Source organism: Luteimonas salinisoli (genome assembly GCF_013425525.1).
GTDB classification, from domain to species: Bacteria; Pseudomonadota; Gammaproteobacteria; order Xanthomonadales; family Xanthomonadaceae; genus Luteimonas; species Luteimonas salinisoli.
Map to the genome: position 1 here is coordinate 23,019 of NZ_JACCKA010000046.1, position 15,003 is coordinate 38,021.

12 protein-coding genes, 1 tRNA gene and 2 pseudogenes are annotated in these 15,003 nt (G+C 72.5%); 10 read left to right on the forward strand and 5 right to left on the reverse strand.

Features of this window, described 5'->3' with window-relative positions; all coding sequences use genetic code 11:
* Positions 1–3: 3 nt before the first annotated feature.
* Complete coding sequence (gene msrP, locus H0E84_RS06525; protein WP_180677833.1) at positions 4–972, reverse strand: protein-methionine-sulfoxide reductase catalytic subunit MsrP; 969 nt, start codon at positions 970–972, stop codon at positions 4–6.
* 121 nt (positions 973–1,093) lie between these two features.
* Between msrP and serC the strand changes: the two genes are divergently transcribed.
* Genes serC through aroA form a run of 4 tightly spaced genes read left to right on the forward strand, consistent with a single transcriptional unit; the run spans position 1,094 to position 5,820 of the window.
* Positions 1,094–2,179, forward strand: a complete 1,086-nt coding sequence (gene serC, locus H0E84_RS06530) for a 3-phosphoserine/phosphohydroxythreonine transaminase (RefSeq protein ID WP_180677834.1) — start codon at positions 1,094–1,096, stop codon at positions 2,177–2,179.
* Positions 2,172–3,344 carry a prephenate dehydratase gene (pheA, locus tag H0E84_RS06535; protein WP_180677835.1) on the forward strand — a complete coding sequence of 391 codons (1,173 nt, stop codon included), beginning with the start codon at positions 2,172–2,174 and terminating at the stop codon, positions 3,342–3,344. Before serC ends, pheA begins: the two co-directional genes overlap by 8 nt.
* On the forward strand, positions 3,341–4,501 hold the full coding sequence (hisC, locus tag H0E84_RS06540; protein ID WP_180677836.1) for a histidinol-phosphate transaminase: 1,161 nt from the start codon (positions 3,341–3,343) through the stop codon (positions 4,499–4,501). Before pheA ends, hisC begins: the two co-directional genes overlap by 4 nt.
* The gene (gene aroA / locus H0E84_RS06545) at positions 4,498–5,820 is read left to right on the forward strand and encodes a 3-phosphoshikimate 1-carboxyvinyltransferase (RefSeq protein WP_180677837.1); all 1,323 of its coding nucleotides are present in this window, start codon (positions 4,498–4,500) and stop codon (positions 5,818–5,820) included. Before hisC ends, aroA begins: the two co-directional genes overlap by 4 nt.
* Before the next feature lie 315 nt (positions 5,821–6,135).
* Here aroA and H0E84_RS06550 read toward each other — a convergent pair whose 3' ends face one another.
* Together H0E84_RS06550 and H0E84_RS06555 are read right to left on the reverse strand one after the other, a co-directional pair.
* On the reverse strand, positions 6,136–6,702 hold the full coding sequence (locus tag H0E84_RS06550; protein ID WP_180677838.1) for an energy transducer TonB: 567 nt from the start codon (positions 6,700–6,702) through the stop codon (positions 6,136–6,138).
* Positions 6,703–6,817: 115 nt separating this feature from the next.
* Positions 6,818–7,444: an energy transducer TonB gene (locus H0E84_RS06555; RefSeq protein WP_180677839.1), complete on the reverse strand. Its 627-nt coding sequence runs from the start codon at positions 7,442–7,444 to the stop codon at positions 6,818–6,820.
* 116 nt (positions 7,445–7,560) lie between these two features.
* On the opposite strand from H0E84_RS06555, the gene serS reads away from it, so the two are divergent.
* Positions 7,561–8,988 (forward strand): serine--tRNA ligase, encoded by a 1,428-nt coding sequence (gene serS, locus H0E84_RS20435; RefSeq protein ID WP_180677840.1) that lies wholly within the window; start codon positions 7,561–7,563, stop codon positions 8,986–8,988.
* 82 nt (positions 8,989–9,070) lie between these two features.
* Here the strand turns inward: serS and H0E84_RS06565 are convergent, their stop codons facing one another.
* Positions 9,071–9,646 carry an FMN-dependent NADH-azoreductase gene (locus tag H0E84_RS06565; RefSeq protein ID WP_180677841.1) on the reverse strand — a complete coding sequence of 192 codons (576 nt, stop codon included), beginning with the start codon at positions 9,644–9,646 and terminating at the stop codon, positions 9,071–9,073.
* Positions 9,647–9,756: 110 nt separating this feature from the next.
* Here H0E84_RS06565 and H0E84_RS06570 point away from each other — a divergent pair.
* From H0E84_RS06570 to H0E84_RS06590, 5 genes and pseudogenes are all read left to right on the forward strand, one after another.
* Positions 9,757–10,674: pseudogene (locus H0E84_RS06570) on the forward strand (LysR family transcriptional regulator); the annotation flags it as partial.
* A gap of 133 nt (positions 10,675–10,807) precedes the next feature.
* A tRNA-Ser gene (locus H0E84_RS06575) sits at positions 10,808–10,897 on the forward strand.
* Positions 10,898–10,972: 75 nt separating this feature from the next.
* Positions 10,973–11,932 carry a serine hydrolase gene (locus tag H0E84_RS06580; RefSeq protein ID WP_180677843.1) on the forward strand — a complete coding sequence of 320 codons (960 nt, stop codon included), beginning with the start codon at positions 10,973–10,975 and terminating at the stop codon, positions 11,930–11,932.
* A gap of 40 nt (positions 11,933–11,972) precedes the next feature.
* Complete coding sequence (locus tag H0E84_RS06585) at positions 11,973–12,866, forward strand: ZIP family metal transporter (protein ID WP_180677844.1); 894 nt, start codon at positions 11,973–11,975, stop codon at positions 12,864–12,866.
* 112 nt (positions 12,867–12,978) lie between these two features.
* Positions 12,979–13,626 (forward strand): response regulator, encoded by a 648-nt coding sequence (locus tag H0E84_RS06590; protein ID WP_180677845.1) that lies wholly within the window; start codon positions 12,979–12,981, stop codon positions 13,624–13,626.
* Positions 13,627–13,648: 22 nt separating this feature from the next.
* Here H0E84_RS06590 and H0E84_RS06595 read toward each other — a convergent pair.
* A pseudogene (locus tag H0E84_RS06595) lies at positions 13,649–15,003 on the reverse strand (hypothetical protein); the annotation flags it as partial.

Here is a 15,003-nt window from a genome sequence, read left to right on the forward strand (position 1 = left end):
GGCTCAAAACCACTTTTTCAGGTCCATGCCCGCGTACATCGAGGCCACCTGGTCGGCATAGCCGTTGAACATCCGCGTCTCGATGCGGTTGGCGAACAGCTTGCCGGCGCTGCCGGCGATGCGGCGCTCGGTCTTCTGGCTCCAGCGCGGGTGGTCGACCTGCGGATTAACGTTGGAGAAGAAGCCGTACTCGGAAGGCTGCAGATCGTTCCAGGCGGTCGGCGGCATGCGTTCGACGAAGTCGATCGCGACGATCGACTTGATGCTCTTGAAGCCGTACTTCCAGGGCACCACCAGCCGCAGCGGCGCGCCGTTCTGCTGCGGCAGCGGCCGGCCGTACATGCCGGTGGCGAGCAGGCTCAACGGATGCATGGCCTCGTCGATGCGCAGGCCCTCGCGGTAGGGCCAGTCGATCGAGCGGTAGCGGATGCCCGGCATCTGCTCGCGGTCGGCGAGGGTGGCGAAGGCGACGTACTTCGCCTTCGATGTCGGTGCGAAGCGCCGCAGTACCGTGCCCAGCGGCACCCCGAGCCATGGGATCACCATCGACCAGCCTTCCACGCAGCGCAGCCGATAGGTGCGCTCCTCCGGCAGCAGCCCCGCGAGCAGTTCATCGAGCGCCAGGGTGCCGGGGCGCTCGCACTCTCCGCCAACGGCCACGTTCCAGGGCGAAAGCCGCAGCGTGCGCGCCGCGCGCGAAGGGTCGGCCTTGCCGGTGCCGAACTCGTAGAAGTTGTTGTAGGTGCTGGCGTCCTCGAAGCGCGTCGGCTCCTCGTCGGTGTCGAAACCGGCGCGCACCTGGGCGGCATCGGGCACCGATCGCGCCGGAGGCGGCGGCTCGGCGCCGGCGCAGCCGGCCAGGCCCAGCGCCGGGGCGCCGGCGAAGGCCGCCAGCAGCCGGCGCCGCGAACGATAGACGGTCTCATCGGTAACCTCCGCGGCGGGAATCCGCAGGGCGTCGCGCAGGTTCATGGCGTGGCTCCGGGCTGATCGCAGCGGGATTGGACACCGTAGCGGGGAGAAGGTTGCGCCGCACAGGATTGATGCGCTGCGGCATACTACGGGCCCGCCGTGATCCAGCGAAAGGCTACCGATGTCGCGAGCGTACAACTTCAGCGCCGGCCCCGCGGCGCTGCCCGAGCCCGTCCTGCGCCAGGCCCAGCAGGAGATGCTCGAGTGGCGCGCCGCAGGCGCGTCGATCGTCGAACTGAGCCACCGCGGCCCGGAGTTCATGGCGGTGGCGGCCGAGGCCGAGGCCGATCTGCGTCGCCTGGTCGGCGTACCCGACGACTACGCGGTGCTGTTCGTCGGCGGCGGCGCCACCACCCAGCAGGCCCTGATCGCACTGAACTTCGCCGCCGCAGGGCAGCCGGCCGACTACGTCGTCACCGGGCACTGGGGCCGGACCGCGCTGCGCCAGGCGGCGCCGTACGTGGATCTGCGCATCGCCGCCAGCGGCGAGGCCGAAGGTTTTCGCGACGTGCCCGCGCGCGCGGACTGGCGCCTGTCCGAGGACGCGGCCTACGTCCACATCACCGCCAACGAGACCATCCACGGCGTCGAGTTCCGCGAAGCGCCGGATGTCGGCGAGGTGCCGCTGTTCGCCGACTTCAGTTCCAGCATCGCGTCCGAACCGCTCGACATCGCCCGCTACGGCGTGGTCTATGCCGGTGCGCAGAAGAACCTGGGGCCGGTCGGCATCGGCGTGGTGATCGTGCGCCGCGAGCTGCTCGAGCGCGCCGGCCAGCCGCGCGCCGACATCTTCGACTATCGCCTGCAGCTGGCCGCCGATTCGATGCTCAACACCCCGCCGAGCTGGAACTGGTACATGCTCGGACTGACCGTGAAGTGGATGCTGGCCGAGGGCGGGGTGGAAGAGTTCGCACTCCGCAGCGCCGCGAAGTCCGAACTGCTGTACCGCGAGATCGACGGGTCCAGCGGCTTCTACCGCAACGACGTGGCCGCGGCCGCGCGCTCGCGCATGAACGTGCCGTTCTTCCTGCACGACGCGGCGCTGGACGCGCCGTTCCTGGCGGCTGCCCGCGAGGCGGGGCTGATCGGACTCAAGGGACATCGCGTGCTCGGCGGCATGCGTGCGTCGATCTACAACGCGATGCCGGTGGAGGGCGTGCGCGCGCTGACCGACTTCATGCAGGAGTTCCGGCGGCGCCATGGCTGACCGCCGCCGCACGGGAAACGAGCCCGATCCACCCAAGAGAGCAGGCATGACCGCAGGCAAGAGGACCCCCGGACAGCCGGGCGAGCCCGGCACCGATCTTTCGGCGGTGCGCGAGCAGATCGACGGCATCGACCGCGAGATCCAGGCGCTGATCGCCGAGCGCGCGCTGTGGGCGCACCAGGTCGGCAAGGCCAAGGGCAAGCTCGCCGCCGCGGTGGACTACTACCGGCCGGAGCGCGAGGCGCAGGTGCTGCGGCGGGTGGTCGACCGCAACGACGGACCGCTGTCGGACGAGGTGCTGGTGCGGCTGTTCCGCGAGATCATGTCGGCCTGTCTGGCGCAGCAGGAGCCGCTCAAGGTCGGCTACCTCGGCCCGGAGGGCACGTTTTCGCAGCAGGCGGTCCACAAGCATTTCGGCCATTCCGCCCGCGGGCTGCCGCTGGCCAGCGTCGAGGAAGTGTTCGACGAGGTCGCGTCCGGCACCGCCGATTTCGGCGTGGTGCCGGTGGAGAACTCGGGGCAGGGCACCATCCAGTCGACGCTCGACCTGTTCCTGACCTCGCCGCTGAAGATCTGCGGCGAGGTGGAGCTGCGCGTGCACCAGTACCTGCTCTCGCGCACCGGCCGCATCGACGACGTCGAGCGGGTGTACTCGCATGGGCTCTCGCTGGCGCAATGCAAGTCTTGGCTGCGCCAGCATCTGCCGCTGGCCGAGAAGCAGGCGGTGGCGAGCAACGCCGACGCCGCACGCCGCGCCCGCAATGCCGACGACGCCGCGGCGATCGCCGGCGAGAATGCCGCCCACGTCTACGGCCTGAAGGTGGTGGCCGGGCCGATCGAGGACCGCGACGACAACACCACCCGCTTTCTGGTGATCGGCCGCGCATCCTTCCCGCCCTCGGGCCACGACCGCACCTCGCTGATGGTGTTCATCCGCGACCAGCCGGGCGCGCTGTACAAGATCCTCGAGCCGCTGGCGCGGCGCGACATCAGCATGAACCGTATCGAGTCGCGCCCGGCGCACGGCGCGCTGTGGCAGTACGCGTTCTTCATCGACGTGGCCGGCCACGTCGACGAGTCGCCGCTGAAGGACGCGCTGGACGAGATCGACGAGTTCGCCGGCGACGTGCGTGTGCTCGGTTCCTACCCGGTGGCGGTGCCGTGAAGCCGGGAATCGGGATTCGGGAATCGGGAATCGGTAGAGGCGGCGACGCATCCTTTGCTGCGCTGGCGCAGCCTGGGATCCGGGCGCTGAAGGCCTATGATCCGGGCCACGACCTGGTGGCACTGCGCCGGCGCTCCGGCGCCGGCCTGGTCGAGCTCGGCGCCAACGAGAATCCCTATGGCCCCAGCCCGCTGGCGCTGGCCGCGGCGCGCGATGCGCTGGACTCCGCACATCGCTATCCGGACCCGCTCGGCGGCGAGCTCAGGCAGGCGCTCGCCGCGCGGCTCGGCGTCGCGCCGGCGCAGTTGCTGCTCGGCAACGGCTCGCACGAGCTGCTGATGCAGTTCGCCCAGGTCTTCGCCGGCCCGGGGGCCGGCGTGGCGATGTCGCAGTACGGCTTCGCGGTGTACGCGCTGGCGGCGCAGGCGACCGGCGCGCCGCTGCGCATCGCTCCGGCGCTGCCTGCCGGCCACGCGATGGCGCGCGGCCACGACGTCGATGCCCTGCTCGCCGCGGCGGGGACCGATACGCGGCTGCTGTATCTGGCCAATCCCAACAATCCCACCGGCACCTGGATCGGCGCCGACGCGCTGGCGCGGCTGCTCGAGCGCCTGCCGCCGGAGGTGCTGGTGGTGGTCGACGAGGCCTACGCGGAGTTCGTCGACGCCCCCGACTACGCATCCGCGCTGTCGCTGCTGCCGCGATACCGCAACCTGGCCGTCACCCGGACCTTCAGCAAGGCCCATGCGCTGGCCGGGCTGCGCATCGGCTACGCGGTCGCCGACGCCGCGCTGGTGGCGGTGATGGAGCGGCTGCGCGAGAGCTTCAACGTCAGCGCGGTGGCGCTGGCGGCGGCGACCGCGACGCTGCAGGACCGGGCGCACCTGCAGCGCGGCGTGGACGCCAATGCGCGCGAGCGCGTGCAGCTGGCCGAGGCCCTGAGGGCGCGCGGCCGCTTCGTCCATCCCTCGCAGACCAATTTCCTGCTGGTCGGGTTCGGCGATGCCACCGCGACGGTCGAGGCGGCGCTGCTGGCGCGGGGCGTGGTGGTGCGGCCGATGGGCGGCTACGGCCTGGCGGACTGCCTGCGCATCAGCGTCGGTACCGCCGAGGAGAACGCGCGGCTGCTGCGGGCGCTCGACGGGGCCGGCGCATGAGCGGGGGCGCACGGCGCGACTGGGGCGCCCGCGGCGGCGGGCCGCTGCGCGGCGAACTGCTGGTCCCGGGCGACAAGTCGGTCTCGCACCGGGCGATCATGCTCGCCTCGCTGGCCGACGGCGTGTCGCGGATCGACGGTTTCCTGGAAGGGCAGGACGCGCGCGCCACCGAGGCGATCTTCCGCCGGCTCGGCGTGCGCATCGAGGCCCCCGGCGAGGGCGTCCGGATCGTCCATGGCGCCGGCATCGACGGGCTGCGGGCCGCGTCCGGACCGCTCGACTGCGGCAACGCGGGCACTGCGATGCGCCTGCTCGCCGGCCTGCTCTGCGGTCAGGCGTTCGATTCGGTGCTGACCGGAGACGCCTCGCTGTCGAAGCGGCCGATGGGCAGGGTGGCCGGGCCCCTGGCGCGCATGGGCGCGCGCATCGACAGTGCGCCCGGTGGCCTGCCGCCCCTTCGGATTCACGCGAACAGTGGGTTGCAATCGATTGATTTTACGGCAAAAGTCGCCAGCGCCCAGGTCAAGTCCGCGGTGCTGCTCGCGGGCCTGTACGCCCGCGGCGAAACCGTGGTCCGCGAGCCGCAGCCGACCCGCGACTACAGCGAGCGGATGCTGGCGGCGTTCGGCTGGCCGATCGAGTTCGCCCCGGGTCTCGCCCGGCTGCGCGGCGGCCACCGGCTGCGCGCCACCGACGTCGCGGTGCCCGCGGACTTCTCCTCGGCGGCCTTCTTCCTGGTGGCCGCCAGCCTGGTGCCGGGCTCGGAACTGGTGCTGCGCAGGGTGGGCATGAATCCGCGCCGCACGGGCCTGCTGCAGGTGCTGCGGGCGATGGGCGCGGAGATCGCCGAGGAGAACCCCGGCGAACAGGGCGGCGAGCCGGTCGCCGACCTGCGGGTGCGCCATGCGCCGCTGCGCGGCATCGAGGTGCCGCGAGCGCACGTCGCCGACATGATCGACGAATTCCCCGTGCTGTTCGTGGCCGCCGCCTGCGCTGCCGGCACGACCCGGATACAGGGCGCCGCCGAGCTGCGGGTCAAGGAATCGGACCGTATCGCCGCCATGGCGGAAGGCCTGCGCGCGCTCGGCGCGCGGATCGAGGAGACGCCCGACGGCGCGCTGATCCATGGTGGGGCGCTGCACGGCGGGCAGGTCGACAGCCACGGCGACCACCGCGTGGCGATGGCGTTCGCGGTCGCCGCCCAGCGCGCGGCGGGCGAAGTGCGGATCGGCGACGTCGCCAACGTCGCCACCTCGTTCCCGGGCTTCGAGCCGCTGTCGCGAAGTGCCGGCTTCGGGTTGGACGCCGGTCCGGCCTGAGCCCCAGGCCACGGCGCATCGATCGCGCGGGCGTTCGACCTCGCGGGAGCGGCCGCCCACGGCGCACGCCGGAGCCGGCGCGCCCACCGCAGCCGACCGCGCAATCGATCCCGGATCGCCCTCGGCTGCGGCCGCGCTGCGTTGCGCAGCCGCCGGCGCTCGACGTCGCCTGGCGCGCGCTCGATCCGGGCGCGACGGCTCGGCGCGACGATCGACGAGGGCACCGCGGTGGCGGTGCCGATCTGGACCACGACCCCGTGGACGCTGCCGGCCTCGCTGGCGGCGGGGCCGCGCTCGCCGCGCGCCCTACCGCGCCTACTGGGCGTCCATCCGGAAGTCGATCGGCACTTCGACCGTGGAGGCCACGGCCTGGCCGTTTTCCAGCGCCGGGCTGAAGCGCCATCTGCGCACCGCGTCGCGCGCGGCGCGATCGAGTTCGCGCGAGCGACTGCTCCTGGCGATCTCCACGTCGCCGGGGTTGCCCTGGGCGTCGACCTGCACCCGCAGCAGTACCGTGCCTTCTTCCTGCGCGCGCAGCGCGGCGACCGGATAGTCGGGCTCGACGCGCTCGATCGGATCGGCCGGGCGGTCGGCGGGGGGCGTCGCCGTCGAGGCCGGTGGCCGCGCGGCGTCCTCGCGCTCGCTCGCCGGGGGCGGCGGGGTGCCGTCGCCGATGTCGGCCGGCTCGCCGATCGGCTCCGCAGGCTCGACGGGCGGCTCGACCGCGCCGCGCTGGCTGTAGAAATACCAGCCCACCGCGAGCAGGGCGATCAGCAGCAGCAGCCAGACCAGCGGACTGGCGCTCTTGCGCTCGCCGGGGGGCGGCTCCTGCGGCGGCGGCGGGGGACGGGAGTCGGTGGGGCGGTTCATGGGATCGGACATGACGGGTACCCCTGTTCAGGATGACGGCACGAGCGTTCCACAGCGGTTGTGCGCGCCGCGTCACGGTGGTGTCTAGTCCGGCTTAACAACCGCTTCGAAGGGACGTACGGGGACCTCAACCGCCAGGGCTGAAGTCGATCGGTACCTGCACCGTGCCGGCCACCGGCCTGCCGTCGTGCAGGGCCGGCTGGAAGCGCCAGCGCCTGACGGCGGCGACCGCGGCGCGATCGAGCGCCCGGGAGCTGCTGCTGCGCACCACCTCCACCGCCCGCGCGCGGCCGTCCGCCGCGACTTCCACCCGCAGCAGCACTTCCCCGGACTCGCCGCGGCGCAGCGCCGCGCTCGGATAGCGGGGCGCGGGGGTGTCCACCGCCACTGGCGGGCGGCTGGCGATGGCCGTCATCGCCTCGGCGGCCGGCGCGGTATCGATCCCGGATGTAGGGTCCTGGGCCGGCGGCCGTTCGAGCGGCCGCGGAACGGCCGCGGGATCGGCCTCCGCCATACCGCTGGCGCCGTCGGTGTCGGCGGCGCGCGGCGCCGGCAGCGCCCGCGCGGGGTCGGCCCCATCCTGCGGAGCCGGGCCGGCGAGCGGCGCGGCAGGGCGGTCCTCGTCGCGGCCGAGCCACAACAGCGCAGACAGCAGCAGCCCGGCGGCGAAGGCGGCGGCGATGATCAGCCATGCCCGCACCGGCAGCAGGAAGCGCGGCGAGCGGCGACGTTCGCTGGATTCCGGGGTCGACATCCTGCGTACCGGTTACGGGGACCGCGGCATTCTGGCATAGCCGCTCCCGTCGTCGAGGCGGCAGCGATCGCGATCCCGGGCGATAATCGGTGGCCCTCCACCGCGTGCGAACCCCGATGCTCGATCCCAGCCTGCTGCGCAACGATCCCGACGAACTCGCCCGGCGCCTGCGCGAAGCGCGCGGTTTCGAGCTCGATGCGGACGCGCTGAAATCGCTCGAGGCCGAGCGCAAGCAGCTGCAGGTGCGCACCCAGGAGCTGCAGAACCTGCGCAACACCCGCAGCAAGGCCATCGGCCAGGCCAAGGCGCGCGGAGAGGACATCGCCCCGCTGCTGGCCGAGGTGGCCGGCTTCGGCGAAGAACTCGGGACCAGCGAGGCGCGGCTCGAGGCATTGCGGGTCGAGCTCGAGACGCTGGCGCTCGGAATCCCCAACCTGCCGGATGCGACGGTGCCCGCCGGCACCGACGAATCGCAGAACGTCGAGCAGGCGCGTTGGGGCACGCCGCGCAGCTTCGACTTCGAGGTGCGCGATCACGTCGAGCTCGGCGCCCGCCACGGCTGGCTCGACGGCGACGCCGGAGCGAAACTGTCCGGCGCGCGGTTCACCGTGCTGCGCGGCCAGCTCGCGCGCCTGCATCGCGCGCTGGCGCAGTTCATGCTCGACCTGCACACCGGCGAGCACGGTTACGAGGAGACCAACGTCCCGCTGCTGGTGAACCCGCCGGCGATGCAGGGCACCGGGCAGCTGCCGAAATTCGAGGAGGATCTGTTCCGGACCTTCGGCGACACGTCCATCCTGGGCGACGAGGCGCAGCAGGCGCTGCGCAACGCGGCGCGAACGGTCGTCGACGCATCGGATCCGCCGGCTCCCGCCGGACTCGTCGAGGGCAATCGCTACGATTGCTCGGCTTTGGTGGACGCCGTGAAGAACGCCGTGGGCGGCCGCTACCTGATCCCCACCGCCGAAGTCCCGCTCACCAACCTGGTGCGCGAGGAAATCGTCGAGGCCGCGCGCCTGCCGCTGCGGATGACCGCGCATTCGCTGTGTTTCCGCGCTGAAGCCGGTAGCCACGGCCGCGATACCCGCGGCATGATCCGACAGCACCAGTTCGAGAAGGTCGAGCTGGTGGCCGTCGCCCGTCCCGAGGACAGCGACGCCGAGCACGAGCGCATGACCCGCTGCGCGGAGGTCGTGCTGGAGAAGCTGGGGCTGCCGTACCGGCGGATGCTGCTGTGCAGCGGCGACATGGGCTTCGCCGCGCGCAAGACCTGGGACCTGGAGGTCTGGCTGCCGTCGCAGCAGGCGTACCGCGAGATCTCCTCGGTCTCCAACTGCGGCGACTTTCAGGCGCGGCGCATGCAGGCGCGCTGGCGCAATCCCGACAGCGGCCGGCCCGAGCTGGTGCACACCCTCAACGGCTCCGGCGTCGCCGTCGGCCGCGCGCTGATCGCGGTGATGGAGAACTACCAGCAGGCCGACGGCGGGATCGAGGTGCCCGAGGCGCTGCGGCCGTACATGGGCGGCGCCGAGCGCATCGCCTGAAGAGCGGGAAACGAGCGGCGAGGAACGGGCAACGACCCGGCGGTCGCTCCTGGTCGTCGCCCGCTTCTCGTTCCTCTCGCCGTCAGGCCGCCAGCCGCAGCGGCCCCGGCGCCGGGATCTCGCCCAGCGCCCGCGCCATCGCCTGCTCGCGGTGCTGCGCGGACAGCGCCACGCCCTCGGCGCGCACGAAGGCGAGGTCGGTCACGCCGAGGAAGCCGAACACCTGGCGCAGGTACGGTTCGACGAAATCCTCGGGCCGCCCGGCGTGCAGGCCGCCGCTGCCGATGGCGACGATCACCCGCTTGTTGCCGGCCAGCCCCTCGGGCCCGTCCGAGGTGTAGCGGAAGGTCCGCCCGGCCACCGCGATGCGGTCGATCCAGGCCTTGAGCGTGGAGGGAATGCCGAAGTTGTACATCGGTGCGCCCAGCACCACCACGTCGGCATCGAGGAATTCCTGCAGGATGCGTTCCGCCTCCCCGTCAGCGGCGGCGGGGGCGGCGCGGCTGCGCAGATGCGCCACCGGCGCTGCATCGAGATCGCGGTAGAGGATCTCGGTGCCTTCCGGGCAGTCCCGCCAGGGCGCGACGATGGCGGCGGCGAGAGCGCGGGTCACCGAGCCGGGTCCGGCGATGCTGGAATCGATGTGCAGCAGCTTCATGGGACTGTCCTCCAGGGAGCGGCATGGCCGCGACGGGACCAATCTAGGTCGTTGCCTGGGTGGGATAAAGGTGCTCTAATGCTATGCATCGTTCCAATCGCGAGCCTCCCATGCAGGACCTGAACGATCTCTATTACTTCGCCGTGGTGGTCGAGCACGGCGGTTTCGCCGCCGCCGAGCGCGCGCTGGGGATCCCGAAATCGCGGCTCAGCCGCCGCATCAGCCAACTCGAGACCGAACTCGGCGTGCGCCTGTTGCAGCGTTCAACCCGGCGCTTCGCCGTCACCGACGTCGGCCAGAGCGTGTACCGTCACGCGCAGTCGATGCTGGCCGAGGCCTCCGCCGCGCGCGAGGTGGTCGACCGGCTCAGCGCCGAGCCGCGCGGCACGGTACGGGTCAGCGTGCCAGTGGGTATCGCGCAGCAGTCGATGCCCAAGCTGCTGCCGGATTTCCTGGCCAAGTACCCGCAGGTGCGAGTGCAGCTGCACGTCAGCAACCGCCGCGTCGACGTCATCAACGAGGGCTTCGACGTCGCCGTGCGGGTGCGCTCCAAGCTCGACGACGACGGCAGCCTGATCATGCGCAGCTTCGGCCAGATCCAGGAGCTGCTGGTCGCCAGCCCCGGGTACCTCGACCGGGCCGGCCGCCCTGGCGATCCGGAGGAGCTCAGGAACCACACGACCATGACCATGGGCGAGGACGAGGTCAGCCAGCGCTGGGACCTGCAGGGCAACGACGGCACCACGCGCCGCATCGAGCTCAAGCCGCGCGTGGCCGGGTTCGACTTCCCGATGCTGATGGCGCTGGCGCGGCAGGGCCTGGGCATCACCATGCTGCCTGAGACCCTGTGCGCCGATGCGGTGCGCAGCGGCGAGCTCGAGGTGGTGCTGCCGGAGTGGCGCCTGCCGCAGGGCATCGCCCATGCCGTGTTCGCCTCGCGCCGCGGCCTGCTGCCTGCCGTGCGGGTGTTCATCGACCATCTCGCCGAGACGCTGCCGCCGCTGATCGAGGAGTCCAGCCTGAACTGCAAGCACTGCGGCAAGACCCCGGAGATCGAGCAGAGCCGGCTGGCCGCCATGCAGCGCGCCGGGACGCCTGACGCCGCCGCGGCGCATGCGACAATCCGCTGAGCGCGCCGCCGCGAAGCGAGGCAAGCGATACGGAGAGATGGCCGAGTGGTTTAAGGCACCGGTCTTGAAAACCGGCGAAGGGTCAAACCTTCCGTGGGTTCGAATCCCACTCTCTCCGCCACTCCCGCTCCTCGCCCTGACGCTGTTCCTGCTCCTGCCGGCGCTCCCCGCATCGGCCAGGCCGACGCTGGGCGACGTGCTGGACGATGCCGCCGCCCTGGCCCCGCTGCGCACCGTGGTCGTCGCCCGCCACGGCGAAGTCCTGGCCGAACGCGGATACCGCGGCCACTCCCCGGCGCGCCCGGCCAACATCAAGTCGGCGTCCAAGCCGGTGGTGACGGCGCTGGTCGGCATCGCCATCGAACGCGGGCTGCTCGCGGGCGAGGCGCAGAAGATCGCGCCGTTGCTCGAGGACGCGCTGCCCGCGGACCCGGACCCGCGCCTGTACGAGGTCACGCTCGCGCACCTGCTGAGCATGCGGGCCGGCCTCGGGCGAACCTCCGGTTCGCACTATGGCCGCTGGGTGGCCAGCGACGACTGGGTACGCGCCGCGCTGGCGCGGCCGTTCGAGGACGAGCCGGGCGGGGAGATGCTGTATTCGACCGGTTCCACGCATCTGCTGTCCGCCATCCTGACCCGTGCGAGCGGCCGCGACGCGCTCGATCTCGCGCGCGAGTGGCTCGGCGCGCAGCCGGGCTTCGCGATCAGCGCCTGGGATCGCGATCCGCAGGGCATCCGCTTCGGCGGCAACCAGATGGCGATGACGCCGCGGTCGCTGCTGGCGTTCGGCGAGCTGTATCGCAATGGCGGGCGCAGCGCCGACGGGCGGCAGGTGATCCCGCGCGCCTGGGTCGATGCCTCGTGGCGGCCGCGCACGCGTTCGCGCTACAGCGGCGACGGCTACGGCTATGGCTGGTTCCTTCGCCGCATCGGCGGCGAGGAGGTGCGCTACGCCTGGGGGTACGGCGGCCAGATGTTGTACGTGGTGCCCGCGCTCCAGCTGACCGTGGCGATGACCTCGGACGAGCGCCATCCCTCCGGCAGCGGCGGCTACCGCGACCAGCTCCACGCGCTGCTGGCGGAAATCGTCGCCACGCAGCGCGCGCCGGCGACCCCCGCGACCGCGCCGGGCGGGGGAGGACCCGCGGCACCCTGATCGTTGCGCCGGCGCGGCGGATTGGTGCGATCATCCGCGCATGCACGCCCCGCACCTGCCGCCACCGGCCACGCTGCGACGCCTGCTCGGCTTCGCCATCGTGGTACTGGGCCTGTTCGCGATGCTGCAGTCGCTGTGGCGGATGCTGCAGACCGAGTACCCGCAGCCGGTATTCGATGCGTTCCTGGCCGGGTCGATGGCGGCGGCGGCGACCGCGCTCGGCACGCTGCCGGTGTGGTTCTCGCAGCGGCTGACCGACCGCGTCCTCGACGGCCTGTTCGGCTTCGGCGCCGGGGTGATGCTGGCGGCGGTGTCGTTCTCGCTGATCGGCCCAGGCATCGAGGCGGCGCGCGCCGGCGGCGCGGGCCCGTGGGAGGCGGGAGCCACGATGGGCGCTGGCGTGCTGCTCGGTGCGGCCGTGCTGCTGCTGGTCGAGCGCCTGGTGCCGCACGAACACTTCATCAAGGGCGTCGAGGGCCAGACCGCGCGAACCCTGCGCCGGAGCTGGCTGTTCGTGTTCGCGATCGTGCTGCACAACATCCCCGAGGGTCTGGCGATCGGCGTGGCCTATGCCGGGCCCAGCGCCGCGAACGCGGAGACGCTGGCCACCGGCATCGCGATCCAGGACATTCCGGAGGGCATGGTGGTGGCGGTGGCGCTGATCGCCGCCGGCTACGGCCGCGGCGTGGCGATCGCCATCGGCATGCTCTCGGGGCTGGTCGAGCCGGCGGCCGCGGTGCTGGCGGCGATGGTGGTGGGCGTTTCGCAGGCGCTGCTGCCCTGGGGCCTCGCGTTCGCCGCGGGGGCGATGCTGTTCGTGGTCAGTCACGAGATCATTCCGGAGTCGCATCGCAAGGGCCACGAGGCCGCGGCCACCGGAGGGCTGATGCTGGGCTTCGTGCTGATGATGCTGCTCGATACCACGCTGGCCTGAACGCGGCGCCGCGTCCCGCGCGCGAGCGGATCTTGTCTGGGTTCTGCTTGCCGGCGCGGCCCCCGGGCGCTAGCCTGACGCCAGGGGAATTCGCGATCTGGAGGGGGCAAGGATGACCATCCGCGTCTACATGGTCGACGACCATGCACTGGTGCGCACCGGAATGCGCATGATCCTGGCCGGCGAGGCCGATATCGAGGTCGTCGGCGAAGCCGAGAGCGGCGAGCTGGCGCTGCCAGAGATCCGCAGCCTCAAGCCGGACGTGGTGCTGTGCGACCTGCACCTGCCCGGCGTCAGCGGGCTCGAGGTGACCGAACGCATCGTCAAGGGCGGCTACGGTCCGCGCGTGATCGTGGTGTCGGTGCTCGAGGACGGGCCGATGCCCAAGCGACTGATCGAGGCGGGAGCATCCGGCTACGTCGGCAAGGGCGGCGATGCGGGCGAACTGTTGCGCGCGGTGCGCGCGGTGGCGGCGGGCAAGCGCTACCTGGCCAGCAGCATCGCCCAGAACCTCGCGCTGTCGGGACTCGACGGCGTCGAGAGCCCCTTCGACGCGCTGTCGATGCGCGAGCTGGAGATCGCCATGCTGCTGATCCAGGGCCTGCGCCAGGAGCAGATCGCCAAGCGGTTGAGCGTGAGCGCCAAGACCGTCAACACGCACAAGACCCGCATGTTCGACAAACTGCAGATCCAGGACAGCATCGCGCTGGCGCGCCTGGCCAGCCAGTACGGGCTCAGCGATCCCGCGCAGACGCTATAGGGCGCCTGCGCGGGTGCGTCGCTCAGGTGCCGGGGGCGTGCCGGTCGCGGTCCTGGTGGTCCTGTCCGTTCGGCCCGTCTTCCTCGTCGCGTTCGCCTTCGCGTTCTCCTTCGGCGTCGCCGTCCAGTGCCGCGGCGGCGGTCTCCGCTGGCGCATGGGGCACGGGCATCGTGTCGAACAGTCCGGGCGCACGTGGTGCCGGCGCTTCGGCCGCCTCCTGTGCGGCGGGTGCCGAAGCCGAAGCCGGTTCGGTCGGCGACGACGCAGGAGCAGGGGCAGGGGGCGGTGGAGTCGGAGTCGGGATCGGAGCCGGAGCAGCAGCCGGAGCCGGAGCAATCACGGGGGCGGGGACCGCCGCTGCGGTCGGCGCGGGGGGGTGCCCGGCGGTTGCGGCCGGAAGCCTTCCGCTGCCTTCGCCTGCCGATGTTTCCGCCTCGTCGCTCTCCAAGGAGGCTTCCGGCTCGACCTGGGGTGCGCGCGGCTCTACGGCAGGCTCCGGCGCGGAGGCGACGGCAGGCTCGGCCGCGGGCACGGGCGAGGGGGCGTCGCTCTGCGTAGCGTCGATCCGCGGACTCGCGGAGGCCGCGTCCGGTCCCGAGGCCGCGTCGGCGCCTTCGGACCGTGCGACAGGGGTGGCGGCAGGCGGGGCGGCCGCGGCGACCGATTGCGGCCCGGCCGGCGGCTGCGCGGCAGTCGGCGCGGGTCGGTCGTCGGCGTCGCGCTTGCCGGACTCCGGCACCGCCGGTGCCTGGGCGGGCGACGCAGCCTCGGTCTCAGGGGCGGCCGGGCGCTTGGCGCGGGCGGTCTTCGGCACATCGTCGAAGTCGAACTCGGGTTGGCTGTCGTCGGCGGCGGCAACGGGGTCGGTGCCGGCGTCGTCGATCGCTCCGGGGGCAGCGGCTTCGCCGGTGCCGCGGCGGCGGCGGCGGCCGCCGCGACGCCCACGGCGACGACGGCCTTCGCCGCTGACGTTGGCATCGTCGCCCGTGCCGTCGGTGCCGTTGCCCGGCTCGGGCTGCGCGGACGCCGTCATCGCCGATGCGGCGGCGTCGGATCCGGATCCGGACCGTCCCGGAACGTCGGCAGGGGCCGGTGCCGGTGCCGGAGCCGCATCGGCTGCCGGCGCTGGCGCCGGTGTCGCGGCGGCGGCCGTAGCAGCTGCCTGGCGGCGCGGCCCCGCCCCCTCGGCTGCGGCCTCATCGGCCGTGGCCGGGTCGCGGCGCGATCCTTCGCCGCGACCCCTGCCCTTGCGGGCCTGGCGCGGCGGACGCGGCGCGGACTCCTCCTGCACGCCGTCCTGTTTCTGCTTCTGCGGCTGGGCCTGCTGGGCGTCGGCCTGCTGCGGCCTGTCCTCGCGCTGCTGGCGCCCGGGGCCCT

What these genes read in the sequence shown, in the direction of transcription:
- H0E84_RS06550 (WP_180677838.1), bottom strand. Translation starts at nt 6,702, where the DNA reads ATGTCCGATCCCATGAACCGCCCCACCGACTCCCGTCCCCCGCCGCCG.
- serC (WP_180677834.1), top strand. Translation starts at nt 1,094, where the DNA reads ATGTCGCGAGCGTACAACTTCAGCGCCGGCCCCGCGGCGCTGCCCGAG.
- H0E84_RS06555 (WP_180677839.1), bottom strand. Translation starts at nt 7,444, where the DNA reads ATGTCGACCCCGGAATCCAGCGAACGTCGCCGCTCGCCGCGCTTCCTG.
- H0E84_RS06590 (WP_180677845.1), top strand. Translation starts at nt 12,979, where the DNA reads ATGACCATCCGCGTCTACATGGTCGACGACCATGCACTGGTGCGCACC.
- H0E84_RS06585 (WP_180677844.1), top strand. Translation starts at nt 11,973, where the DNA reads ATGCACGCCCCGCACCTGCCGCCACCGGCCACGCTGCGACGCCTGCTC.
- serS (WP_180677840.1), top strand. Translation starts at nt 7,561, where the DNA reads ATGCTCGATCCCAGCCTGCTGCGCAACGATCCCGACGAACTCGCCCGG.
- msrP (WP_180677833.1), bottom strand. Translation starts at nt 972, where the DNA reads ATGAACCTGCGCGACGCCCTGCGGATTCCCGCCGCGGAGGTTACCGAT.
- pheA (WP_180677835.1), top strand. Translation starts at nt 2,172, where the DNA reads ATGGCTGACCGCCGCCGCACGGGAAACGAGCCCGATCCACCCAAGAGA.
- H0E84_RS06565 (WP_180677841.1), bottom strand. Translation starts at nt 9,646, where the DNA reads ATGAAGCTGCTGCACATCGATTCCAGCATCGCCGGACCCGGCTCGGTG.
- aroA (WP_180677837.1), top strand. Translation starts at nt 4,498, where the DNA reads ATGAGCGGGGGCGCACGGCGCGACTGGGGCGCCCGCGGCGGCGGGCCG.